The organism is Elioraea tepidiphila DSM 17972 (genome assembly GCF_000378465.1).
Classification (GTDB): Bacteria; Pseudomonadota; Alphaproteobacteria; order Acetobacterales; family Acetobacteraceae; genus Elioraea; species Elioraea tepidiphila.
In genome coordinates this window covers 54,483-77,030 of sequence record NZ_KB899932.1, presented here as the reverse complement: position 1 = coordinate 77,030, position 22,548 = coordinate 54,483, and the positions used below count along the sequence as shown (strand labels likewise).

Genomic DNA, 22,548 nt, shown 5'->3' with positions numbered 1-22,548 from the left:
GCCATCCTGGAGGAAGGGACGGGGCCATGCGAGTACTTCTGGTTGAAGACGATCCTCTCTCGGCACGCGCCATCAGTCTCATGCTGAAATCGGCGCAGATCGTCGCGGATCACACCGCAACGGGCGAGGAGGCCATCGAGCTCCTGCGCACCTACGAGTACGATATCGTGATTCTCGACTTCATGCTGCCCGACATGAAGGGAGCCGATGTCATCCGCGAAATGCGGCGCATGAAGAACGCCACACCCGTACTGGTTCTCTCCGGTCTCAGCGACCAGCAGACCAAGGTGCGGTCCTTCGAGACCGGGGCCGATGACTACCTGGTCAAGCCGTTCGACCGCGAGGAGCTGCTCGCCCGCATGCGCGCCATCGTGCGCCGCGCCAAGGGCTTCGCCGAGCCGACGCTCCGGGTCGGGCCGATCGAGCTCCGCCTCGGCGCGCGTGAAGTCACCGTGAACGGCAAGCCCGTCCACCTTACGGGCAAGGAATTCTCGATCCTGGAACTCCTCGTGCTCCGCCGGGGCATGGTGCTGAGCAAGGAGGCGTTCCTGAACCATCTCTACGGCGGCATGGACGAGCCCGAGATCAAGATCATCGACGTGTTCGTCTGCAAGCTGCGCAAGAAGCTCGCCGAAGCCTCGGGCGAGCAGCTGATCGGCACGGTCTGGGGCCGCGGCTACGTGCTGCGCGAGGCTGGCTCCCAGACCGGCGGCCGGGCCGGCACCACCGCGCCGCCGCCCGCGATCGCCGCCGCCTGACCGGTCCCGACGGGGGAGACCGTCGCCCGGCGCGCGCGGCCGCCAGAATGGCGCCGCGCGCTCCGGGAGCCGGGACGACGCCCCCCCGGTCACGCCGGGCTCAATCCCCGGCTTCCATCTGCGAGCGATACGGGTGCGCGGGGTACACCCCCAGCACCTTCGCCTCGCGCGAGAAGAACTGCAGCTCCTCCAGCGCCCGGCGCAGCGGCCCCTGCTCCGGGTGTCCCTCCACATCGCAGAGGAACTGGGTCGCGGTGAACGCGCCGCCGACCATGTAGCTCTCGAGCTTGGTCATGTTCACGCCGTTGGTCGCGAACCCGCCCAGCGCCTTGTAGAGCGCGGCCGGCACGTTGCGCACGCGGAAGACGAAGGTGGTCATCAGTCCGGGCTGGTCGGCCGGCGGAATCCGCGACTCGCGCGCCATCACGTAGAACCGCGTGGTGTTGTGCGCCGCGTCCTCGACGTTGCGGCGCAGGATCGCGAGCCCGTAGATCTCGGCCGCGAGCTCCGAGGCGATCGCGGCGTCCTCCGGATTGTTCAGCCGCGCGACGAGTTCCGCCGCCCCCGCCGTGTCGGCCTCCACCACCGGGACGAGATTGAGCTCCTTCAGCACGGCGCGCACCTGGCCGAGCGCCACCGCGTGCGAGTGCGCCCGCCGGATGGTCGCCAGGCTCGCCCCATGCGGCGCGAGCAGGCAGTGCTCGACCCGCTGGAAATGCTCGGCGACCACGTGCAGCCCGCTGTCCGGCAGCAGCCGGTGGATGTCGGGCACCCGGCCCGCGAGGCTGTTCTCGCAGGGCAGCATGGCGAGCCGCGCCCGGCCCTCGCGCACGGCCGCGATCGCGTCCTCGAACGTGGTGCAGGGCAGCGTCGCCATCCCCGGATAGGCGCTGCGGCAGGCGAGGTCGGAATAGGCGCCGGGGACGCCCTGGAACGCGATCGTCTCGGTCATGCGGGTCAGGTTTCCAGAAGGGAGCGGGCGCGCGCGAGATCCTCGGGCGTATCCACGCCGAACGGCGCGGTGTCGATCCGCGCGCAGAAGATGCGCATCCCCGCCTCGATCGCCCGCAGCTGTTCGAGCTTCTCGCGCATCTCCAAGGGCGAGGGCGGCAGGGCGACGAAGCGGGCGAGCGCTGCGCGCCGCCAGGCATAGATGCCGATATGGTGCCAGAGCGGGCCCTGGCCCGAGGGCACCGGCAGGCGCGAGAAATAGGGGGCGAGCGCGTAACGCTGCCCCTCGGCGAACTGAACCGCGGCCTTGACGAAGTTGGGCGCGGTCGCCTCGCCGGCGTCGCGGATCGGTGTCACCAGCGTGGCGATGTCGCAGGACGGGTCGGCGAGCGGCTCCAGCACGGTGCGGATCGCGGCGGGGTCGAGCGTCGGCAGGTCGCCCTGGAGATTCACGACCACGTCGTGCCGGTCCTCGGGATCGAGCGTGGCGAGGGCGGCGAAGCAGCGATCGCTGCCCGAGGGCAGGTCGGGATCGGTCAGCACCGCCGTGCCCCCGGCCGCGCGCACGGCCTCGGCGATCTCGGGCTCGGCGCAGGCGACCGCCACCGGGCCCACCCCCGCCTCCTCCGCCCGGCGCAGCACATGCACCACCATCGGCACACCCGCGATCGGCGCGAGCGGCTTGCCGGGCAGGCGCGAGGAGGCCATGCGGGCGGGGATCAGGACGATCGGGGTCACGCGTGACGCGGGGTTGAGCGGCGGGAACCGACGCTCCATGCTGCCCGGGCGCGCCGGGGTCAAGCCCGGCCCCTGCCGGAGCACCCCCGCCCCGATGCCCGGACTCGATCTCGACGCGGCCTTGCGCGCCGCCGAGCGCGCCGCCGATGCCGCCGCCGCCGCGATCCGCCCGTGGTTCCGCGCCAGCCTCGCGATCGAGCGCAAGGGCGACGAGAGCCCGGTCACCGCGGCAGACCGCGCCGCCGAGCAGGCGATGCGCGCGGTGCTCGCCGAGGCGTTCCCGGGGCACGGCATCCTCGGCGAGGAGTTCGGCGAGGACCGGCCGGGGGCATCCCTGCAATGGGTGCTCGACCCGATCGACGGCACCAAGAGCTTCGTCACCGGCCGGCCCACCTATGGCAGCCTGATCGCGCTGCTGGAGGACGGCGTGCCGGTGCTCGGGGTGATGAGCCAGCCCTCGATCGGCGAGCGCTGGATCGGGATGCGCGGCCGGCCGACCACCTTCTTCTCACCGATCGGCGGGCCGGCGGTGGCGCGCTGCCGGGCCTGCCCGTCGCTCGCCGAGGCGCAACTCTCGCTCACCACGCTCGACGTGTTCACCCCCGAGACCCGGGCGCAGTGGGATCGGCTCGCCGGTCGCGTCGCGCAGGTCACCTGGGGGGGCGACTGCTACGCCCACGGCCTCATGGCGCTGGGGCTGATCGATCTGGTCGCCGAAACGACCTACAAGATCTGGGACTGGGCCGCGCTGGTGCCGATCATCGAGGGCGCGGGCGGGGTGATCACCGACTGGTCGGGCCGTGCGCTCCGCCCGGGCGCGGACGGGTCGGTGCTGGCCGCGGGCGACGCCGCGCTGCACGAGGCCGCGCGTGACCTCCTCGTCGGGTGACCCGCCGATCCGCGAGGTCATCGAGCGAGAGGCGCGGGCGTGCGGGCTCGGTCGGCTCGCGATTGGCGTGGCGGGCGGCCATAACGACGCCGCCGGCGTATCGCCGCCTCCGCTGCCGGGCCGACGCGCGCGCCCCTCGGAACGCTGACCAAGGCTTGACCGCGCAATCCCTTGCGGCGATCGGCCGGCGGCGTGATCTACTGCCACGGGAGAGGGTGGAGGGAGTGCTTCGCATGCGCCGTCGCACGGTTCTGGCCGGGACAGGGGCCGTCGCGTTGGGCCTCGCCGCCGGGCTGCGCCCCGCGCGCGCGGTCGAGACCGGACGCCATCACGCGCTCAGCCTGCTCGGCACGCCCGGGCTGCCGCCCGACTTCACCCACTTCCCCTACGTCAACCCGGACGCGCCCAAGGGCGGCGAGGTCGTCCAGCACGCGATCGGCAGCTACGACAGCTTCAACCCGTTCATCGTGCGCGGCGTCTCCGCGGCCGGGATCGGCCTGATCTGGATGACGCTGACGATGTCGAGCCAGGACGAGGCCTCGACCGAGTACTGCGACCTTGCCGAGACCGTCGAGGTCGGCCCCGATCGCACCTGGGTCGCGTTCGAGATCCGTCCCGAAGCGGTCTGGCACGACGGCCGGCCGATCACCGCCGAGGATGCGAAGTGGACCTTCGAGACGCTGCGCGAGCACGGCCGCCCGTTCTTCCGCGCCTATTGGGGCGACGTGGTGCAGGTGCTGACCGAGGGGCCGAAGCGCGTGGTGTTCCGCTTCCGCGACGCCAACAACCGCGAGCTCCCCTTGATCCTCGGCCAGATGTTCGTGCTGCCGAAGCACTGGTGGGAGAGCCGCGACTTCACCCGCCCGATCCTCGAGCCGCCGCTCGGCTCGGGCCCGTACCGGATCGAGAGCTTCGATGCCGGCCGCACGCTCACCTATCGCCGGGTGCAGAACTGGTGGGGCGAGCGCCTGCCGACGCGGCGCGGCAGCAGCAATTTCGACATGCTGCGCTTCGAGTATTTCCGCGACGCCACCGTCGCCTTCGAGGCGTTCAAGGCCGGGCAGATCGACTTCCGCCAGGAGAACGTCGCGCGCGAATGGGCGACCGGCTACGACTTTCCCGCCCGCCGGCGCGGCCTCGTCAGGCTCGACGAGATTCCGCACGAGCTGCCCACCGGCATGCAGGCCTTCGCCTTCAACATCCGCCGCGAGATCTTCCAGGACCGGCGCGTGCGCGAGGCGCTGATGCTCGCCTTCGACTTCGAGTGGTCGAACGCCAACCTGTTCTTCGGCGCCTATGCGCGCACCAAGTCCTACTTCTCCAACTCGGAGCTCGCCTCCTCGGGCCTGCCGAAGGGCGAGGAGCTGGCGATCCTGGAACGCTATCGCGGCCGCATCCCCGAGGAGGTGTTCACCACCGAGTTCACGCTCCCGGTCACCGACGGGTCGGGCAACAACCGCGAGCAGCTCCGCCGCGCGCTCGAACTTCTCCAGGCCGCCGGCTGGCGCATCGTCAACCGCCGGCTGGTGAATGCGCGCAACCAGCCCTTCAGCTTCGAGATGCTGCTCTCCTCGCCGACCTTCGAGCGCGTCGCTCTGCCCTATGCGCGCACGCTGGATCGGCTCGGCATCGAGATGCGGGTCCGCACCGTCGAGACCGCGCAATACCAGGCCCGGACCGATGCCTTCGACTTCGACATGACGGTCGAGGTGTTCGGTCAGTCGCTCTCGCCCGGCAACGAGCAGCGCGACTACTGGACCTGCGCCAAGGCGCGCGAGCAGGGCAGCCGCAACACGATCGGCATCTGCGACCCCGTCATCGACGAGCTCGTGGAACTGGTGATCAACGCGCCCGACCGCGAAAGCCTGATCCACCGCACCCGCGCGCTCGACCGCGTGCTGCTGTGGGGCCACTACGTGGTGCCGCACTGGCACAGCCGCACCTTCCGGGTCGCCTACTGGGACCAGTTCGTCCGCCCCGAGCGCAGCCCGCGCTACGGGCTCGGCTTCACCACCTGGTGGGTCGATCCGGCCAAGGCCGAGCGCGTGAACGCGGAGCGACGCCGCGGCCGACCGACCTGACCGCGGGTGCCTGACGCCGCATGGGCGCGTATATCCTCCGCCGGCTGCTGCTGATCATCCCGACCCTGTTCGGGATCATGGTGATCAACTTCGTCATCGTGCAGTTCGCGCCCGGCGGTCCGGTCGAGCAGATGATCGCCGAGCTCCGCGGCCAGACCGGCGTCGGCGCGCCGCTCGAACGCATCACCGGCGGCGGCCGGGAAATCGCCGCACCCGGCGCGCCGACCGCGGTCGATGCCGGCGAGAGCCGCTATCGCGGCGCGCGCGGCCTCGACCCCGAGATCATCGCCGAGATCGAGCGCATGTTCGGCTTCGACAAGCCCGCCCATGTGCGCTTCTTCCAGATGATCGGCAGCTACCTCACCTTCGATTTCGGCCGCAGCTTCTTCCAGGACCGCACCGTGGTGGAACTGCTGATCGACAAGATGCCGGTCTCGATCAGCCTCGGGCTCTGGACCACGCTGCTCGTCTATCTCATCTCCATCCCGCTCGGCATCCGCAAGGCGGTGAAGGACGGCACGCGCTTCGATCTCTGGACCTCGGCGGTGGTGCTGGTCGGCTACGCGATCCCGTCCTTCCTGTTCGCGATCCTGCTGGTGGTGCTGTTCGCCGGCGGCTCGTTCTTCCAGATCTTCCCGCTGCGCGGCCTCACGAGCCCGGACTGGGAGCAGCTCTCGCTCATGGGCAAGATCGCCGACTATTTCTGGCACATCTGCCTGCCGGTGACGGCCATGGTGATCGGCGGCTTCGCCGGGCTCACCATGCTGACCAAGAACTCGTTCCTCGACGAGATCAACAAGCAGTACGTGATCACCGCGCGCGCCAAGGGGGCGGCCGAGAACCGCGTGCTCTACGGCCACGTGTTCCGCAACGCCATGCTGATCATCATCGCTGGCTTCCCGTCCGCCTTCATCGGCATCCTGTTCACCGGCGCGCTGCTGGTGGAGATCATCTTCTCGCTGGACGGGCTCGGGCTCTTGGGCTTCGAGGCGGCGATCCGGCGCGACTATCCGGTGATGTTCGGCACGCTCTACCTGTTTACGCTGCTCGGCCTCGTCATGCAGATCATCGGCGATCTCATGTACACCGTCGTCGATCCGCGCATCGATTTCGAGGCGCGGCGGTGACAGCAGACAAGAACGTACGGGAGGGGACTGACGCCCCTCCCGCGCCCACCCCCGCCACATGACCCCGCTGACGCGTCGCCGCCTCGCGAATTTCCGCGCCAACCGGCGCGGGTGGTGGTCGCTCTGGATCTTCTCGATCCTGTTCGCCTTCGCGCTCTGCGCTGAGCTGATCGCCAATGACCGGCCGCTCGTCGTGCGCTACGACGGCGCGTGGTTCTTCCCCGTGCTGTTCGACTACGCCGAGACCGATTTCGGCGGCGACTTCCCGACCTCGGCCGACTACCACGACCCGTTCCTCAAAGAGCAGATCGCCGAGAAGGGCTGGGCGGTCTGGCCGGCGATCCCCTACTCGTACCGCTCGGTCGTGCGCAACCTGCCGGTGCCGGCACCCGTGCCGCCGACCTGGATGCTGCCCACGGAGGTGATCGGCCCCGACACGCCCTACAACATCCTCGGCACCGATGACCAGGCACGCGACGTCGCCGCGCGCGTGATCTACGGCTTCCGCATCTCCGTGCTGTTCGGCTTCACGCTGACCATCATCTCCTCGATCATCGGCGTCGCCGCGGGCGCCGTGCAGGGCTTCTACGGCGGCTGGCTCGACCTGATCTTCCAGCGCTTCATCGAGGTCTGGTCGGGCATGCCGCAACTCTACATGCTGATCATCCTCGCCTCGGTGATCGAGCCGTCGTTCTGGGTGCTGCTGATCTTCCTGCTGCTCTTCTCCTGGATGGGACTCGTGGGCGTGGTGCGTGCTGAATTCTTGCGAGGCCGCAACTTCGACTACGTGCGCGCGGCCAAGGCGCTCGGCGTCTCCGACGTGCGCGTGATGTTCCGCCACATCCTGCCCAACGCCATGGTCGCCACGCTCACCTTCCTGCCCTTCATCCTCTCCGGCAGCGTGACCATCCTCGCCAGCCTCGACTTCCTCGGCTTCGGCCTGCCGCCCGGCTCGCCCTCGCTCGGCGAGCTCGTCCAGCAGGGCAAGAACAACCTCCAGGCGCCCTGGCTCGGCATCACGGCCTTCGTCGTGCTCGCGACCATCCTGACGCTCTTGATCTTCGTCGGCGAGGCGGTGCGCGACGCCTTCGATCCGCGCAAGCTGCCCGGCGGCGGAGCCGCGAAATGAAACCGCGCGGAGGGCGCTGAGCATGGCGCTGCTTGAGGTCAAGAACCTGGGCGTGACCTTCGGCGCGGGCGCGCGCGAGGTGGTCGCGGTCGAGGGCGCGAACTTCACCCTCGATCGCGGCGAGACCCTCGCGCTGGTCGGCGAGTCCGGCTCCGGCAAGTCCGTCACCGCGCTCTCGGTGCTCCAGCTCCTGCCCTATCCGGTCGCCCGCCACACGCCGGGCAGCTCTGTCGTGCTTGACGGGCGCGAGATGATCGGCGCCGATGCCGAGACGCTGCGCGCCGCGCGCGGCGGCACGGCCGGGATGATCTTCCAGGAGCCGATGACCAGCCTCAACCCGCTGCACACGATCGAGAAGCAGATCGGCGAGGCGGTGCAGCTGCATCGGCCGATGACGCGCGAACAGGCGCGCGCGCGGGCGATCGAGTGCCTGACCATGGCCGGCTTCGCGGACGCCGAGGCACGGCTCTCCGCCTATCCGCACCAGCTCTCGGGCGGGCAACGCCAGCGCGTGATGATCGCGATGGCGCTCGCCAACGACCCGGCCCTGCTGATCGCAGATGAACCGACCACCGCGCTCGACGTCACCATCCAGGCCCAGATCCTGAAGCTGCTCGCGGAGCTGAAGCAGCGTCTCGGCATGGCGATGCTGCTGATCAGCCACGACCTCGCGATCGTGCGCCGCTATGCCGACACGGTCTGCGTCATGAACCGCGGCCGCATCGTCGAGCAGGGCCCGGTCGCGCGCGTCTTCGAGGACCCGCAGCACGACTACACGAAGATGCTGCTCGCCGCCCAGCCGCGCGGCAAGCCCGAGCCCGTTGCCGCGGACGCGCCCGAAGTGATGGCCGGGGACGACATCAAGGTGCATTTCCCGATCCGTCGCGGCTTCCTCCGGCGCACGGTCGGCTACATCAAGGCGTGCGACGGCATCACCGTGCGCGTGCGCGAGGGCGAGACAGTCGGGCTGGTCGGCGAGTCCGGCTCCGGCAAGTCCACCATGGGGCTCGCGCTGCTCCAGCTCGTGCCGGAGGCCGAGGGTCCGGTGCGGTTCGAGTCGCGCAACATCGCCGGGCTCGACCGCCGCGCGCTGCGTCCGCTGCGCCGGCGCATGCAGATCGTGTTCCAGGACCCGTTCGGCAGCCTGAGCCCGCGCATGAGCATCGGCGAGATCGTCGGCGAGGGCCTCGCCGTGCACGCACCGGGCCTCGACCACGCCGAGCGCCTCTCGATGGTCGCGCAGGCGCTGGAGGAGGTCGGGCTCGATCCGTCCTGGGTCGATCGCTACCCGCACGAGTTCTCGGGTGGCCAGCGCCAGCGCATCGCGATCGCGCGCGCGCTCGTGCTCAAGCCCCGCTTCGTCGTGCTCGACGAGCCGACCAGCGCGCTCGACATGAGCGTGCAGGCGCAGATCGTCGAGCTGCTGCGCGATCTCCAGGCGCGGCACCGCCTCGCCTATCTGTTCATCAGCCACGACCTCAAGGTGGTGCGCGCGCTCGCGCACCACGTCGTCGTGCTGAAGGACGGCAAGGTGGTGGAACAGGGACCGGCCGAGGCGGTCATGGACGCGCCGCAGCAGCCCTACACGCGCGCGCTGATGGCCGCGGCCTTCGAGCTCAAGGCTGATGAGAGCGGGATCGTCCGCAGATAAAGAACGACCGGGGGACCACGAGCGGGTCCCATCGCGGCCATCCCGCGATGGGGTCCCGGCTCCCCCGGCCACCCTGCACTACAGGCCTGCGCGCAGCCCGATCAGCACGGCCGCACCCGGTACGACGAAGCTGTTCGCCGGCTCGTAGCGGCTGTTGGTGATGTTGCGTCCCAGCGCGAACAGTTCGAGCGCCCCGGTCGCGCGCCAGCGTGCGGCGAGGTTGATCACCACCCCGCCCGGATTGCGCCCGCGCCCCTGGAACGTCCCGCTGTCGGCGTAGAGCACATCCGCCGCAGGCCCGAAGATCAGCACCTCAGGCGCGATCGAGAGGCGCGGATTGGCCCACAGCGTGGCACCCAGGCTGCCGCGATGGCGTGGCCGACGCAGCAACTGCGCGCCGCTGTCGGCGTCCTGCGCCACCGTCCAGGTATAGGCGGCGCGGAGGTCGAGCCACGGCGCCGGCGTCAGATCGAGCGCGCTCTCCACGCCCTCGATGTCGACGCGGCCCACATTGATCCGCGTGGTGAAGGTCGGATCGTCGTTGATCAGATCGGTGATGCGGGTGCGGAAATAGGTGGCCGAGAGCCGGCCGGAGGCGAGGCCGAGCGCGCCGAGATCGAGCGCCACGCCGGCTTCGCCGCCGCGCCCCTTCTCGGGGCGAAGGTTCGGGTTGCCGCGGAAGCCGAAACTGCCGACGCCGAACAGGTCGAACAGGGTCGGCGCGCGGAAGGACGTGCCATAGGCCGCATGCACCGACAGGGCCGCTTCCGGGACGGTCAGCACGCCGCCGACGCGCCACGTCGTCGTATCGCTGAAATCGCGCGGCGATTCATGGCGGACATTCGCTGTCAGGTCGAGCCGGCGGAACAGCCGGAGCTGCGCGCCGAGATAGGCGGCGTCGCTGCGCGTGGAACGGTCGACATCCTGGGTGAACGGGCCGAACGGGCCGTCGAAGCGCACCTGCACATCGACGCGATCCTCGATGCGCTGCGCCCCGAACGTGACCGCGGCGGCATCGACCACGCCCGCCTCGGGCAGCCGCAGGGTGTTATCCCACTGGTAGACCGTGCGCGTGCCGATATAGCGCGAGTCGTCGCTGCCCGAGAACGCGAACTGATCCGGCCGGTCGCGGAACTGGCGATTGTCGCGCGACTGCCCGACCGCCAGCGTGGTGTCGAGCCAGCCCGGGACCAGCGCGCCCGCGACCCCAGCGCGCCACATGCCGCTGCGGTTGCGCGCGGTGTAGTTCGGATCGTCGCGGCCCGCCTGGTCGAGATCCGCCTTGTTCTCGCGCCAGCGCGCGAAGCCGAACACACGGAACCGTTCGCCGAGCTGCGCGCCGAGATTGGCCGTCACGGTACCGATCCGCGCACCGTCGCGCTCGCCGATCGAGGTCGCGAGCCGACGCGGCACGATGTTGTGCCCCTGTGTCGTCAGGCCTTGGCCGATCAGCGCGTAGTCGATCCCGCGCGTCTCGCCCGCCACCACCGCGCTCGCCGCGGCGGTGGACTGCGACCCGCTCGCGATCTCGCCGGTCGCGGTGAAGGCGCGGTTCGTGCCGCGGCCCGAGCGCGTGATCAGGTTCACCACGCCGCCGATCGCGCCCGAGCCGTACAGCCCCGACATGGGCCCGCGTATCACCTCGATGCGCTCGACATCCGACAGCAGGTCGTTGCCGAAATCGAACAGGCTCTGCGGGGTCGAGGGATCGTTCAGCGGCATGCCGTCGCGCAGCACCAGCACGTGGCTGGAATTGGTGCCGCGCATGAACACACTGCTCGTCTGGCCGGTCCCGCCCGACTGCACGACGCCGAGCCCCGGCACGGCGGCGAGCGCCTCGGCGAGGCTGCGATAGCCGCGCGTCTCGATGGTCGCGCGGTCGATCACGGTCACGCCGGCGGGGATGCGCTCGATCGGCGTGGGAAAGCGCGTCGCGGTGACGACGGTCTCGGGCAGGGTGCGCAGCGGCGGGCCGTTCTGGCCCGCGGCAGGCGTGATGATCAGTGCGGCGGCTGCCGCTCCGGCAAGCAGGACTGTGCGCAAGGTCGGCTCCCAAGGTGGCAGGGGCGGCCGGGGCCGCGCCGTGCCGGAAGCCGGGTCGATCTCGTCATCGTTGGTCCGCCTCCACGCGCGACAGGTCCAGGCCGGTGTCGCCGCATGCGGACTTTCTCCGTTGCGCCGGTTCACCCCGCCCGACGCGCGCGAACGACCGGCGCCGGCCGGTCTCCTGGCTCGCGGAGTCGGATCGCTCCGACACGGCCTGCCGCCTTCCCGGGGCGCACCCCAGTGGCTCGTGGCAGGCCGCACTCCGCCTACAGTTGCGGGGGCAGCCGCGGCTTCGGGCGAACCCTGACCGCGTTCCCGTTTCAGCCCTTGCGGGCCACCGGCACCGTGGGAACGCTAACGCGGATGTGAGGCGGGCGCCAGTCGGGCGCGATCAGAACACCAGGCCGATTGCCCGCAGCGCCACCCAGAACAGCCCACCGATGATGAAGAAGGTGAGCGCGGTGGCGAACAGCCCGACGAGCGCACCGGCGACCACGGCGCGCGTATCCTCCTCGAGCAGGCCCATCGCCATGATGGCGCAGGCTAGGCTGGGCGGACCGTTGGTGAAGGGCAGCGGAATGATCACCAGGCAGGCGAGGAATACGCCATAGGCGCCGACCAGGCGATCGGCCTTCCAGCCCGTGAGCACCGACGGGCGCGGGCGGATGTAGCGCTCGATGCGCTGGACCCAGGGGATCGCCTTCTCGACGATCATGGTGAGGTCCTCGCGCTTCATCGAGCGTTCGGTCAGGAAGCGCGGCAGGCGCGGCTCGGGAAAGCCGAGCGCGAGCTGCAGACAGACGATCGCGAGCGGGATGCCGAAGATCGGCGACCAGCCCGGGATATAGATCGGCAGCAGGTTCGGCAGCGCGAACAGGATGATGAGGATGCCGTAGCCGCGGGCACCGAAGGCGTGGATCATCTCGCCGAGCGAGATGCGCGGCTTCGGCCAGGTCCGCGCCAGTTCCAGCATGAGCAGCGAAACCGGCAGGTGCCGCCCGTTGCCGCCGCTGGGAGGGTGTGGGGGTGGAGGCTCGACCTCCGTCATGTTGCCCGGTGCCGGGCGCAGACCTACCTCGGACGTCTCCAGCACCAATCCCCCTTCGTCCCCGGCGGGCAGCGACGTCGACTGCATGCCACTGCATCGGCGCGCCGCCCGGGAAGCCCCCGCATCCCGCCGGGCGGTCGGGGATCATGCATCCCATGCCTGGTGTGTCCAGGCTGCGCCGCCGTGCGAGAGATTTCAGAGTAGCCGAACTGCGCCCCGCAGCGAGTTAAATCGCCGACACCTCGGACGCGTGCGGGACATGGGGAGTCGGCTGGGGGGATGACAAGCGGCACGGCACTCATCAACACGGTCTGGTAGCAGGCAGAGGGTGATCGAAGGATGAAGATCGCGCGACGACGGCTGGTGGCCGCCGCACCGGGCATGGTCTTTCCGGCCGCGGTGGCACCGGTCGATCTCGCCCTCGCCCTCGCGGTCGATGTCTCGGCGAGTGTGGATTTCCGCGAGTTCGGGCTGATGATCGGCGGCTATGCGGCGGCCTTCCGCGACGCCGAGCTGGCCGCAAGGCTGACCTCGGGGGCGCACGGGGCGGCGGCGGTCGCGATGCTGTTCTGGTCAGGCCCGGGCGCGCGCGACCTCGCCGTGCCCTGGACGCGCGTGGCGAGCGAGGCGCAGGCCGCCGCCCTCGCCGAGGCGATCGATCACGCCCCGCGGATCGTGCCGGCGGGCGCCACCGCGCTCGGCGAGGGGCTCGCCGCCGCGGCCGCGCTGCTCGCGCGCTGCCCCTATCCTGCCGCGCGCCGCGTGATCGACGTCTCCGGCGACGGCAGCAACAACGCCGGCATCCCCGTGTCCGCCGGCCGGGCTGCCGCGCTCGCGCTCGGCGCGACGGTCAACGGGCTCGCGGTCGTGGACGAGGAGCCCGACCTGGAAGACTACTTCCGCGACGAGGTGATCGGCGGCCCCGGCGCCTTCGTGATCCGCGCCGAGGACTACGCCGCCTTCGCCGAGGCGATCCGCCGCAAGCTCTACCGCGAGGCGATGGGTCCGATGGTCGCCTGACGCTCTGGACCGCGCGCAGGCGCCATGGCATGGGCGCGTCCATGATGCTGCTGATCCCCGGTCCCGTGCAGACCGATCCGCGCGTGAAGGCCGCGATGGCCCAGGACATCGCGCCCTGGGACAACGACACCCGCCCGCGCTACGCCGCGATGCGCGAGCGCGTACGCGCGATCGCCGGCGGCCTCGCCGGCACGCATGTCTGCCTGCCCCTGCAGGGCTGCGGGCATTTCATCGTCGAGGCGGCCTTGCGCAGCTTCGTCCCGCCGGGCGGCAAGGTGCTGATCCCCTCGAACGGCAATTACGGCGTGCGCATGACCCGGCTCGCGCGCGAGGCCGGACGCCTGCCGGTGGTGATCGAGATCCCCGAGGGCCAGATCGTCACCGCCGAGGCCGTCGCCAAGGCGCTCGCCGCCGACACAGCGATCGGCGTGGTCAGCGTGGTGCACTCCGAGACCGCGACCGCGCTGATCAACCCGATCGAGGCGATTGCCGCCGCCGTGCGCGCGGCCGGCCGCCGCCTCATCGTCGATGCGGTGTCGGGCTTCGGCGCGATCCCGTTCGATCTCGCCGCCCACCCCGAGACCGATGCGATCGTCTTCTCCTCCAACAAATGCCTGGAGGCGATGCCGGGGATCGGCTTCGCGGTCGCGCGCATCGACCGGCTGGAGGCGTGCGCCGGCAACGCCGGATCGTGGTCCTTTGACCTCTCCGACATCTATCGCCACGCGCTCACCCATGGCTGGGGCTCGATCCGCTTCACCCCGGCGATCCAGGCGCTCGCTGCCTTCGAGGTGGCACTCGACATCTTCGAGCACGAGGGCGGCCAGCCCGCCCGGCTCGCGCGCTACACCGAGAATGCGCGCGTGCTGTGGGACGGGCTCGTCGGGCTCGGCCTCACGCCGTGGCTGCCGCGCGACCGGCAGGGGCCGATCATCGTCAACATGCTCCAGCCGCGGGACCCTGCCTGGGAGTTGCAGCGCTTCGTCGATCTGCTCAAACGCCGCGGCTTCCTGATCAGCAACTTCTCGACCACCGCCGTGCCGACCTTCCGGGTCGCCGCGATCGGCCGGGTGTTCCCCGAGGACATGGTCCGCGCGGTGGTCGCGATCGGCGAGACCCTGGCGGAGATGGGGGTGCGCAAACGCGAGGCTGCCTGACCCCCAGGCACGATCGGCCTCCCCGGTCCGGCGCCGGTCTCGCTAGACTGGCGCGGCCCGTCTGCTCCGGGACACGGTCATGATCGCGCCTGCCATCGCAGCCGTCGTTGCGCTCCTCGCCTTGCCGGTCCAGGCCCAGACCATGCGCTGGGCCACCGACCGGCCGCTCGCCACCCTCGATCCGCACGCGACCGCCGACGCGTTCACGCTCGGCGTGCTCGGCAACATCCATGAAGGGCTGGTGCGGCGCACGCCCGACCTCGCGCTCGAACCTGCGCTCGCGGTGGAGTGGCGCGCGGTCGAGCCGCTGGTCTGGCGCTTCGCCCTGCGTGAGGGCGTGGCCTTCCACGACGGCAGCCCGTTCAGCGCCGAGGATGTCGCGTTCTCGATCGCGCGCGCCCAGGCAAACCCGGCCGGCCGGCGCGGCCGGGTCGCCACGATCGCGGCGGTCAGGGTGGTCGACCCGCACACCGTCGAGCTCGTCACCCGCGCGCCCGACCCGCTGCTGCCGCAGCGTCTCGACACGGTGCTGGTGCTCTCGCGTGCCGCGCCATCCACCGTGGCGGGCGAGGCGAACGGCACCGGACCGTTCCGGCTGGACGCGCACGCGCCGGAACGGACGACGCGGCTCACGCGCAACACGGCATGGTGGGACCGCGAGCGCGGGATGATCGTCCATGTCGAGCTCTGGCCGATCCCCTCCGCGGCCGCGCGCCTCGCCGCCCTTCCCGCCGGCGACATCGACCTCGTGACGACGATCCCGCCCGAGGCGGTGGCGCAGCTGCGCGACCGGCAGGGCGTGGTGGTGGTCGAGGGGCCGGCGCTGCGCACGGTGATGCTCGGCTTCGACATCGGTCCCGTGGCGGGGCCGGGCACCAATCCGCTGGCGGACGGGCGGGTGCGGCGGGCGATCGCCCATGCGATCGATGGCGAGACGCTGCGCAAGGAGGTGATGGGCGGCGCGGCGCTCCGGGCGGGGCTCCCCTGGGGCCCGGGCGTGTTCGGCCACCGGCCGGAGGAGGACCGCGGGCCGGTGTTCGACCTCGACCGGGCCCGCGCGCTGCTGGCCGAGGCCGCCCTTCCGGCCGGATTCCCGCTCCGGCTCGACTGCCCGCAGGGCCGCGCGCTGCACGACGCGGCGCTCTGTGCTGCGCTCGCGCCGATGCTGGCCAAGCTCGGCATCCGGCTGACCGTGAACGTCATCCCCGACGCGGCCTACGACGCCGCCCTTGCCCGGCGCGAGGCGCGCGCCTTCCTGCTCGCCTGGTCGGCCGAGCCGCCGGAGGCGGGGCAGACGCTGGCCGCGCTTGCCCATGCGCGCGACCCGGCCGGCCCGTTCGGGCACACCAACCACACGGGCTACGACAGGGCGGAGCTGAACGGCCTGATCGCCGCGCTGGCCGGCGAGTTCGCGCCGGCGCGCCGGCAGGCGCTGATCGATCAGGCGGCGGCGATGCTGCGCGCCGACGCGGTCTATCTGCCGCTGCACCACGAGGTGCTGACCTGGGCGCATCGCGACCGCATCCGCGTGGTGCAGCGGCCGGACGGCGTGGTGGTGCTGAACGCGATCACGCTGCCCTGAACGGGCGATGCTATGCTCGCGCCATGCGCGCGGCACGGTCGCTGGGGGTGGTCGCGTTGGGCCTGACGGCAGGGGTCGGGCCGGCGGGCGCCGCGCTCGACCCGGGACTTCTCGCCCAGGGCTGGCGGGTGCAGCCGATCGACGGCCGCGCGCCGCTCGCCTTCGCCGCCGAGGGGGACGGCGCGATCCGCATCAGCGGCGCAGGCGGTGTGGGGATCGTGTTCCGCCCCGTGCGCGTGCCGGTCTCGCCGGTGCTCTGCCTCTCCTGGCGCTGGCGCCTGGAGCCCGGGCCCGAGACGGACCTCGCCGGGCTGGTGCTCCAGGTCGGGTTCGAGGCCGATGGCGAGCGCATGACGCTCGGCCAGCGCTACGCGCTCGGCTTCGCGCGCATGATGTCGCGCGGGCGAATGGTGCCGGGCTTCGCGCTCTCCTATCGCTGGGGCGGCGAGGCGGGCGAGCCGGCGTGGCACCCCACGCCGCTGCTGCTTTTGCTGGAGCAGAGCCGCTGGCGCCAGGCGGAGGTCGCGCCGCGTGGGGAATGGATCACGGAGACGGTCGCGCTCGCCGCCGAGTTCCGCGCCGCCTACGGCATCGCGCCCACGGCCTACGTCACCGAGGTGGCGATCGGCGCGCAGGCCGGCGCCGCGATCGAGGCGCGGATCGACGGCATCGCCTTCGGCCGCTGCCCCGATCGTTAGGTCCGTCTCAGCCGACGATCTCGTAGCCGGCGAAGAAGTAGGCGATCTCGATCGCGGCGTTCTCGACGCTGTCCGACCCGTGCACCGAGTTCGCCTCGATGCTCTCGGCGAACAGCTTGCGGATGGTGCCCGGGGCGGCCTTGGCGGGGTCGGTCGCCCCCATCACCTCGCGGTTCTTGGCCACCGCGTTCTCGCCCTCGAGCACCTGCACCACCACCGGACCCGAGCACATGAAATCGACCAGGCTGTTGTAGAACGGCCGGTCCTTGTGCACGGCGTAGAAGGTCTTGGCGTGCTGGCGGCTCATCCAGATCCGCTTCTGCGCGACGATCCTCAGGCCGTTCTCCTCGAACACGGCATTGATCTTGCCGGTGAGGTTCCGCCGCGTCGCGTCGGGCTTGATGATGCTGAAGGTGCGCTCGATCGCCATTGTCTGTTTCCTGGGGCTGCTGAAGGTGCCGGCCCTCTAGGGCAGGACGCGGCGGAAGGAAACCCCTGGGGCCTTGGTCGCGGCGCCGCCGGCGGCTACATCGCCCGCATGACCGTGCTGGCGATCGAGGCGGCGACCATCCGGATCGCCGGGCGCACGCTGCTGGACCGGGCGGACCTGACCATCGCGCCCGGCCAGAAGGTGGGGCTGGTCGGCCGCAACGGCGCGGGCAAGTCCACCCTGCTGAAGGCGATCGCGGGCGAGCTCGGCCTCGATGGCGGTGAGATCCGGCTCAGCCCCCGCGCCCGGCTTGGCCGCGTGGCGCAGGAGGCGCCGTCCGGCGATGCCTCGCTGGTGGACACCGTGCTGGCGGCGGACGCGGAGCGCACGCGGCTGCTCGCCGAGGCCGAGACCGCGCCGCCCGAGCGGCTCGGCGACATCCATGACCGGCTGCGCGCGATCGGCGCCGACGCCGCCCCGGCGCGCGCGGCGACCATCCTCGCCGGCCTCGGCTTCGGCGCGGAGGCGCAGGCGCGGCCCGTGGGCTCGTTCTCCGGCGGCTGGCGCATGCGGGTGGCGCTCGCCGCGGCGCTGTTCGTCGAGCCCGATCTGCTGCTGCTCGACGAGCCGACCAACCATCTCGATCTCGAAGCGACGCTGTGGCTGGAATCCTGGCTCGCGCGCTTCGCGGGTGCCGCGATCATCGTCAGCCACGACCGCACCCTGCTCGACCGCGCGGTGGACGCGATCGCGCATCTCGATCGCGGGAAGATCGCGCTCTACCCGGGCGGGTTCGAGGCGTTCGTGCGCATCCGCGAGGAGCGGGCCGCGCAGCAGGCGGCGATGGCGGAGAAGATCGCCGCGCAGCGCGCGCATCTGCAGGCCTTCGTCGACCGCTTCCGCTACAAGGCGTCGAAGGCGCGCCAGGCACAGTCGAAGCTGAAGGCGATCGCGCGGCTGCCGGCGATCGAGGCGCTGGTCGAGGATGCGCCGACGCAGTTCTCGTTCCCCGCACCGCGCGCGCTCGCGCCGCCATTGATCACGCTGAACCGCGCCGCGGTCGGCTATGGCGGCAGACCCGTGCTGCGCGAGGTGTCGTTGCGGGTCGATCAGGAGGACCGGATCGCGCTGCTCGGCCGCAACGGCAACGGCAAATCGACGCTCGCCAAGCTGCTCGCCGGCCGGCTCGACCTGCTCGCCGGCGAGATGTTCCGCACGCCGCGCCTGACGGTCGGGTTCTTCGCCCAGCACCAGGAGGAGGATCTGGTCCTCGACGAGAGCCCGGTGCAGCACATGGCACGCGCCCTGCCGCGCGCGACGCCGGTGCAGGTGCGCGCGCAGCTCGCGCGCTTCGGCCTGGATGCCGAGCGCGCCGAGACCAAGGTCGCCTCGCTCTCGGGCGGCGAGAAGGCGCGGCTGCTGCTCTCGCTCGCCACCCGCGACGCGCCGCAGCTGCTGATCCTGGACGAGCCGACCAACCATCTCGACATCGACGCGCGCGAGGCGCTGGTGCGCGCGATCGCCGATTACGAGGGCGCGGTGCTGCTGATCACGCATGACCCGCACCTGATCGAGCTGGTCGCCGACCGGCTGTGGCTGGTCGCGGACGGCACGGTCGCGCCGTTCGACGGCGATCTCGACGACTACCGCGCGGTGCTGGCCGAGAGCGGGCGGGCGCAGGCGGGGAAAGCCGCGCCGGCGCCGAGCCGCGTCGATGACCGGCGTGCGCGGGCCGAGGCCCGCGCGGCACTCGCGCCGCTGCGCCGCCAGGCCGAGGCAGCGGAGAAGACGATCGCCCGGCTCTCCGCCGAGCGCGCGACGATCGAGGCGAAACTTGCCGATCCACGGCTCTACGCCGGTTCCGGCAGGCCCGACGAGATCGCGGCGCAGAACGCCCGGCTCGCCGCGATCGCGCGCGAGATCGCCGCCGCCGAGGAGGCGTGGCTCAGCGCGAGCGCGGCGCTGGAGGAGGCGCAGGCCTAGAGCGGTTTCCACATGAGTGGAAACCGCTCTGGTCATTCCCCGCGAGCATCTTCACGCACACGGCTGAGTCCAGCAGCGTGCGATCTGCTCTAGGCTACGCCACCCGGTCGGGCGGCTCGCGCCCGGCGAACACCGCGTCGAGATTGTCGAGAGCGCGGAACCCCATGGCGTTGCGTGTCTCGACCGTGGAACTGCCGAGATGGGGGAGCAGGAACGCGTTCTCGCACTCCAGATAGCCGGGATGGAGGCGCGGTTCGTTCTCGTACACATCGAGCCCGGCGAAGGCGACGTGGCCGGTCTTCAGCGCCGCGATCAGCGCCGCATCGTCCACCAGGCTGCCGCGGCCGGTGTTCACCACCACCGCGCCGTTGCGCAGGAGCGCGATCCGCTCGGCATTCAGCCAGCCGCGCAGGCTCTCGCCGCCCGGCGCCGTCAGCGCCAGGATGTCGATCGCGGTCAGCATCGAGGCCGGGTCGCTGTGATAGGTCGCGCCCTCCTCCAGCGCGGGTTCGAGCCGGTTGCGGTTGTGGTAGTGCACCTCCATCAGGAAGCCGCGCGCCATCCGTGCCACCGCGCGGCCGATGCGGCCCATGCCGAGGATGCCGAGCCGCTTGCCGCTCACCTGCATGCCGAGGAGCTGCGTGGGCGCCCAGCCCCGCCACCGCCACGAGCGCACCAGCCGCTCGCCCTCGCCGGCCCGGCGCGCGGCGGCGAGGATCAGCAGCATGGTCGTCTCGGCGGTCGCGTCCGTCAGCACGTCGGGCGTGTTGGTCACGACGATGCCGCGGGCCTTCGCGGCCGCGAGGTCGATATGGTCGAGCCCGACCGAGAAGGTGGCGATCGCGCGCACGCCGCCGGGCAGGCGCGCGATCGTCTCTGCGTGCAGCGGATCGCCCGCGGCGCACAGGATCGCCTCAGCGCCCTCGGCCCGGCGCAGCAGCTCGTCCGCCGCCAGCACCGTGTCCTCGGGGTTCTCGGCCAGTACCGCGTAGTCGCGGCGGGCGCGCGCCATCACGTCGCGCGGAAACACGCGGGTCAGCAGCAGCGCGGGCTTCCGGGCCGGGCGCATGGCGGAGCACTCCTCGGAACGTCGGTCCGCGTGCCTCTGCCAGCAGACCTGCGGTGCTGTCCAGGCCCGCCCCCTTGCCCCGGGGGGCTCGGGGCGTAGGATGCGCGGCTTCTCGACCGGGGAGCGGACATGGATCTCGGACTGAAGGGCAAGCGCGCGCTCGTGATGGGTGCGTCGAAGGGCCTGGGCCGCGCGATCGCCGAGGCGCTGTCGGCGGAGGGTGCCACCGTGACGGTGGCGAGCCGCGACGAGGCGGCGCTGAAGGCACTCGCCGAAGCGCTGAGCGCGAAGAACGGCGTGCCCGCCTTCGCGATCAAGGCGGATGTCGCGAACGAGGCGGGCATGGACGCGCTCGCCGACGAGGCGGTGCTGCGCATGGGCGGGGTCGATGTGCTGATCCTGAACCACGGCGGGCCGCCGGTGGGCGCGGCGCTCGACCTCTCGCTCGACGAGCTCAAGGCGCAGTTCGTGAAGATGGTGGTGGCACCGATCCGGCTCGCCATGCGGCTGCTGCCCGCCATGCGCGAGCGCAAATGGGGCCGCATCATCACGGTCGGCAGTTCGGGCATGGTGCAGCCGCTGCCGAACATGGTGCTCTCGAACACGCTGCGCGCGTCGATCGTCGGCTGGAACAAGACCCTCTCGGCCGAGGTCGCGGCCGATGGCGTCACCTGCAACATCCTCGCGCCGGGCTCGATCCTGACCGACCGCACGCGCGACACCGCTGGCGCGCGGGCGAAGAAGGAGGGCATCAGCATCGAGGAGGCGATGAACCGGGTCGCCGCCGGCATCCCGGCGAAGCGCTACGGCACGCCGGAGGAGTACGGAGCGGTCGCGGCCTTCCTCGCCTCCGAGAAAGCGTCCTACGTCACCGGCAGCATCATCCGCGTGGACGGCGGTAACGTCCGCGCGATCTGACGTGACCGCGCCGCACGCGATCGAGCCCGATCTCGCGCTCGCCGAGCGCCTGTTCGACCGGCTGCGCGCGGCGAGCCTCGATCCGCCGGGTGTCACGCGCGATGCCTATGGCGCGGGCGAGGAGCAGGCGCACGCGATCTGCATCGAGGCTGCGCGCGGATGCGGGCTCGACGTATCGCGCGACTTCGCCGGCAACACCTACGCGACCCTGCCGGGCACCGATCGCAGCGCGCGCACGCTGCTGATCGGCAGCCATCTCGACTCGGTGCGCCACGGCGGCAATTTCGACGGCGCGGCCGGGGTGATCGCGGGGCTGGCGGCCCTTGCCGGGTTGCGCACCGCGGGCGTGCAGCCACGCGCCGATGTCGCGGTGATGATGACGCGCGCCGAGGAGACGGTGTGGTTCCCGGTCTCCTTCCCCGGCTCCAAGGCCGCGCTCGGGCGGCTGCCGGCCGAGGCGCTGGATCTCCGCCGGAGCGACACCGGGCGCAGCCTGGCCGCCCACATGGCCGAGCTCGGCTTCGAGCCGGACGCGATCCGGGCCGGCAGGCGTCACCTCGATCCGGCGCGGCTCGCCGGCTTCGTCGAGGCACATATCGAGCAGGGGCCCGAGCTGATCGAGGTCGATCGCGCGGTCGCCATCGTGCCCTCGATCAGCGGCGGGTATCGCTTCCGCAACGCGGTGATCCGCGGCGAATACGCGCATGTGGGCGGCGCGCCGAAGCGCGTGCGGCGCGATGCGGTCGCGGCACTGGCGCACATCATCGCCGGGCTGAACGCGGCGTGGGACCAACTGGATGCGGCGGGCCACCGCATCATGGTCACGGTCGGTGTGATCGGAATCGATCCCGAGATGGCGACCTGGAGCCGCGTGCCGGGCGAGGCGCGCTTCACGCTCGATATCCGCGCGGTCGATCTGCCCGCGCTCGAGACGATGCGCGCGCGGCTCGATGCGCTGATCGCCGAGGCCGAGGCGAAGCACCGCGTCGTCGTCGCGCTCGGTGCCGACACCTCGCCGCAGCCAGGCTTCCTGAATGACGCGCTGCTCGAACGGCTGCGCGCCGCCGCCCGTGCGCGCGGCATCGCCGTGCACGAGATGCCATCCGGGGGCGGACACGACGCGCTTGCCTTCCACGACGCCGGCGTGCCGGCGGCGATGCTGTTCATCCGCAACCAGAACGGCAGCCACAACCCCGACGAGGCGATGGAACACGTCGACTTCGCCGAGGCCGCGCGCATCCTCACGACGCTGGCTGCCACCCACGAGGGCTGA

19 protein-coding genes and 1 riboswitch are annotated in these 22,548 nt (G+C 71.5%); of the genes, 13 read left to right on the top strand and 6 right to left on the bottom strand.

The window, feature by feature from the left end:
• Nucleotides 1-26 precede the first annotated feature (26 nt).
• Nucleotides 27-758 (top strand): response regulator transcription factor, encoded by a 732-nt coding sequence (locus tag F563_RS0116650; RefSeq protein ID WP_026299661.1) that lies wholly within the window; start codon nucleotides 27-29, stop codon nucleotides 756-758.
• A gap of 100 nt (nucleotides 759-858) precedes the next feature.
• Here the strand turns inward: F563_RS0116650 and F563_RS0116645 are convergent, their stop codons facing one another.
• A complete protein-coding gene (locus tag F563_RS0116645) occupies nucleotides 859-1,710 on the bottom strand; it encodes a prephenate dehydratase (protein ID WP_019015824.1) in 852 nt (283 codons plus the stop codon).
• A 5-nt stretch (nucleotides 1,711-1,715) separates the two neighbouring features.
• Nucleotides 1,716-2,447 (bottom strand): 3-deoxy-manno-octulosonate cytidylyltransferase, encoded by a 732-nt coding sequence (locus tag F563_RS0116640; RefSeq protein WP_026299660.1) that lies wholly within the window; start codon nucleotides 2,445-2,447, stop codon nucleotides 1,716-1,718.
• 94 nt (nucleotides 2,448-2,541) lie between these two features.
• On the opposite strand from F563_RS0116640, the gene F563_RS0116635 reads away from it, so the two are divergent.
• From F563_RS0116635 to F563_RS0116615, 5 genes are all read left to right on the top strand, one after another.
• Entirely contained in the window at nucleotides 2,542-3,336 is a 795-nt protein-coding gene (locus F563_RS0116635; protein ID WP_026299659.1) for an inositol monophosphatase family protein, read from the top strand.
• Nucleotides 3,337-3,569: 233 nt separating this feature from the next.
• On the top strand, nucleotides 3,570-5,417 hold the full coding sequence (locus tag F563_RS0116630) for an extracellular solute-binding protein (protein ID WP_019015821.1): 1,848 nt from the start codon (nucleotides 3,570-3,572) through the stop codon (nucleotides 5,415-5,417).
• Nucleotides 5,418-5,437: 20 nt separating this feature from the next.
• Nucleotides 5,438-6,544 carry a microcin C ABC transporter permease YejB gene (locus F563_RS0116625; RefSeq protein WP_019015820.1) on the top strand — a complete coding sequence of 369 codons (1,107 nt, stop codon included), beginning with the start codon at nucleotides 5,438-5,440 and terminating at the stop codon, nucleotides 6,542-6,544.
• A gap of 58 nt (nucleotides 6,545-6,602) precedes the next feature.
• Nucleotides 6,603-7,673, top strand: a complete 1,071-nt coding sequence (locus F563_RS0116620) for an ABC transporter permease (protein WP_019015819.1) — start codon at nucleotides 6,603-6,605, stop codon at nucleotides 7,671-7,673.
• A gap of 22 nt (nucleotides 7,674-7,695) precedes the next feature.
• On the top strand, nucleotides 7,696-9,324 hold the full coding sequence (locus F563_RS0116615) for an ABC transporter ATP-binding protein (RefSeq protein WP_019015818.1): 1,629 nt from the start codon (nucleotides 7,696-7,698) through the stop codon (nucleotides 9,322-9,324).
• Nucleotides 9,325-9,402: 78 nt separating this feature from the next.
• Here the strand turns inward: F563_RS0116615 and F563_RS25890 are convergent, their stop codons facing one another.
• Together F563_RS25890 and F563_RS23000 are read right to left on the bottom strand one after the other, a co-directional pair.
• Complete coding sequence (locus F563_RS25890; RefSeq protein WP_019015817.1) at nucleotides 9,403-11,367, bottom strand: TonB-dependent receptor plug domain-containing protein; 1,965 nt, start codon at nucleotides 11,365-11,367, stop codon at nucleotides 9,403-9,405.
• 157 nt (nucleotides 11,368-11,524) lie between these two features.
• Nucleotides 11,525-11,727, bottom strand: a riboswitch (cobalamin riboswitch).
• Nucleotides 11,728-11,761: 34 nt separating this feature from the next.
• Nucleotides 11,762-12,505 carry an exopolysaccharide biosynthesis protein gene (locus tag F563_RS23000; protein WP_084596655.1) on the bottom strand — a complete coding sequence of 248 codons (744 nt, stop codon included), beginning with the start codon at nucleotides 12,503-12,505 and terminating at the stop codon, nucleotides 11,762-11,764.
• Nucleotides 12,506-12,757: 252 nt separating this feature from the next.
• Between F563_RS23000 and F563_RS0116600 the strand changes: the two genes are divergently transcribed.
• From F563_RS0116600 to F563_RS0116585, 4 genes are all read left to right on the top strand, one after another.
• The gene (locus F563_RS0116600; protein ID WP_019015815.1) at nucleotides 12,758-13,438 is read left to right on the top strand and encodes a DUF1194 domain-containing protein; all 681 of its coding nucleotides are present in this window, start codon (nucleotides 12,758-12,760) and stop codon (nucleotides 13,436-13,438) included.
• Between the two features lie 41 nt (nucleotides 13,439-13,479).
• Complete coding sequence (locus F563_RS0116595) at nucleotides 13,480-14,595, top strand: 2-aminoethylphosphonate--pyruvate transaminase (protein WP_019015814.1); 1,116 nt, start codon at nucleotides 13,480-13,482, stop codon at nucleotides 14,593-14,595.
• 79 nt (nucleotides 14,596-14,674) lie between these two features.
• Nucleotides 14,675-16,177, top strand: coding sequence for an ABC transporter substrate-binding protein (locus F563_RS22995; protein ID WP_019015813.1), 1,503 nt, complete (start codon nucleotides 14,675-14,677; stop codon nucleotides 16,175-16,177).
• Between the two features lie 23 nt (nucleotides 16,178-16,200).
• On the top strand, nucleotides 16,201-16,875 hold the full coding sequence (locus F563_RS0116585; protein ID WP_019015812.1) for a DUF3047 domain-containing protein: 675 nt from the start codon (nucleotides 16,201-16,203) through the stop codon (nucleotides 16,873-16,875).
• Between the two features lie 7 nt (nucleotides 16,876-16,882).
• Here the strand turns inward: F563_RS0116585 and ndk are convergent, their stop codons facing one another.
• Nucleotides 16,883-17,305, bottom strand: coding sequence for a nucleoside-diphosphate kinase (gene ndk, locus F563_RS0116580; protein WP_019015811.1), 423 nt, complete (start codon nucleotides 17,303-17,305; stop codon nucleotides 16,883-16,885).
• 108 nt (nucleotides 17,306-17,413) lie between these two features.
• Between ndk and F563_RS0116575 the strand changes: the two genes are divergently transcribed.
• On the top strand, nucleotides 17,414-19,288 hold the full coding sequence (locus F563_RS0116575) for an ABC-F family ATP-binding cassette domain-containing protein (RefSeq protein WP_019015810.1): 1,875 nt from the start codon (nucleotides 17,414-17,416) through the stop codon (nucleotides 19,286-19,288).
• 94 nt (nucleotides 19,289-19,382) lie between these two features.
• Here F563_RS0116575 and F563_RS0116570 read toward each other — a convergent pair whose 3' ends face one another.
• Nucleotides 19,383-20,357, bottom strand: a complete 975-nt coding sequence (locus F563_RS0116570; protein ID WP_019015809.1) for a 2-hydroxyacid dehydrogenase — start codon at nucleotides 20,355-20,357, stop codon at nucleotides 19,383-19,385.
• Between the two features lie 129 nt (nucleotides 20,358-20,486).
• Between F563_RS0116570 and F563_RS0116565 the strand changes: the two genes are divergently transcribed.
• The gene (locus F563_RS0116565; RefSeq protein ID WP_019015808.1) at nucleotides 20,487-21,275 is read left to right on the top strand and encodes an SDR family oxidoreductase; all 789 of its coding nucleotides are present in this window, start codon (nucleotides 20,487-20,489) and stop codon (nucleotides 21,273-21,275) included.
• A gap of 1 nt (nucleotide 21,276) precedes the next feature.
• On the top strand, nucleotides 21,277-22,548 hold the full coding sequence (locus tag F563_RS0116560; RefSeq protein WP_019015807.1) for a hydantoinase/carbamoylase family amidase: 1,272 nt from the start codon (nucleotides 21,277-21,279) through the stop codon (nucleotides 22,546-22,548).

What these genes read in the sequence shown, in the direction of transcription:
- F563_RS23000 (WP_084596655.1), bottom strand. Translation starts at nt 12,505, where the DNA reads ATGCAGTCGACGTCGCTGCCCGCCGGGGACGAAGGGGGATTGGTGCTG.
- F563_RS0116630 (WP_019015821.1), top strand. Translation starts at nt 3,570, where the DNA reads ATGCGCCGTCGCACGGTTCTGGCCGGGACAGGGGCCGTCGCGTTGGGC.
- F563_RS0116565 (WP_019015808.1), top strand. Translation starts at nt 20,487, where the DNA reads ATGGATCTCGGACTGAAGGGCAAGCGCGCGCTCGTGATGGGTGCGTCG.
- F563_RS0116575 (WP_019015810.1), top strand. Translation starts at nt 17,414, where the DNA reads ATGACCGTGCTGGCGATCGAGGCGGCGACCATCCGGATCGCCGGGCGC.
- F563_RS0116585 (WP_019015812.1), top strand. Translation starts at nt 16,201, where the DNA reads ATGCGCGCGGCACGGTCGCTGGGGGTGGTCGCGTTGGGCCTGACGGCA.
- F563_RS0116600 (WP_019015815.1), top strand. Translation starts at nt 12,758, where the DNA reads ATGAAGATCGCGCGACGACGGCTGGTGGCCGCCGCACCGGGCATGGTC.
- ndk (WP_019015811.1), bottom strand. Translation starts at nt 17,305, where the DNA reads ATGGCGATCGAGCGCACCTTCAGCATCATCAAGCCCGACGCGACGCGG.
- F563_RS0116650 (WP_026299661.1), top strand. Translation starts at nt 27, where the DNA reads ATGCGAGTACTTCTGGTTGAAGACGATCCTCTCTCGGCACGCGCCATC.
- F563_RS0116625 (WP_019015820.1), top strand. Translation starts at nt 5,438, where the DNA reads ATGGGCGCGTATATCCTCCGCCGGCTGCTGCTGATCATCCCGACCCTG.
- F563_RS0116645 (WP_019015824.1), bottom strand. Translation starts at nt 1,710, where the DNA reads ATGACCGAGACGATCGCGTTCCAGGGCGTCCCCGGCGCCTATTCCGAC.
- F563_RS0116620 (WP_019015819.1), top strand. Translation starts at nt 6,603, where the DNA reads ATGACCCCGCTGACGCGTCGCCGCCTCGCGAATTTCCGCGCCAACCGG.
- F563_RS0116635 (WP_026299659.1), top strand. Translation starts at nt 2,542, where the DNA reads ATGCCCGGACTCGATCTCGACGCGGCCTTGCGCGCCGCCGAGCGCGCC.
- F563_RS0116595 (WP_019015814.1), top strand. Translation starts at nt 13,480, where the DNA reads ATGATGCTGCTGATCCCCGGTCCCGTGCAGACCGATCCGCGCGTGAAG.
- F563_RS0116570 (WP_019015809.1), bottom strand. Translation starts at nt 20,357, where the DNA reads ATGCGCCCGGCCCGGAAGCCCGCGCTGCTGCTGACCCGCGTGTTTCCG.
- F563_RS22995 (WP_019015813.1), top strand. Translation starts at nt 14,675, where the DNA reads ATGATCGCGCCTGCCATCGCAGCCGTCGTTGCGCTCCTCGCCTTGCCG.
- F563_RS0116615 (WP_019015818.1), top strand. Translation starts at nt 7,696, where the DNA reads ATGGCGCTGCTTGAGGTCAAGAACCTGGGCGTGACCTTCGGCGCGGGC.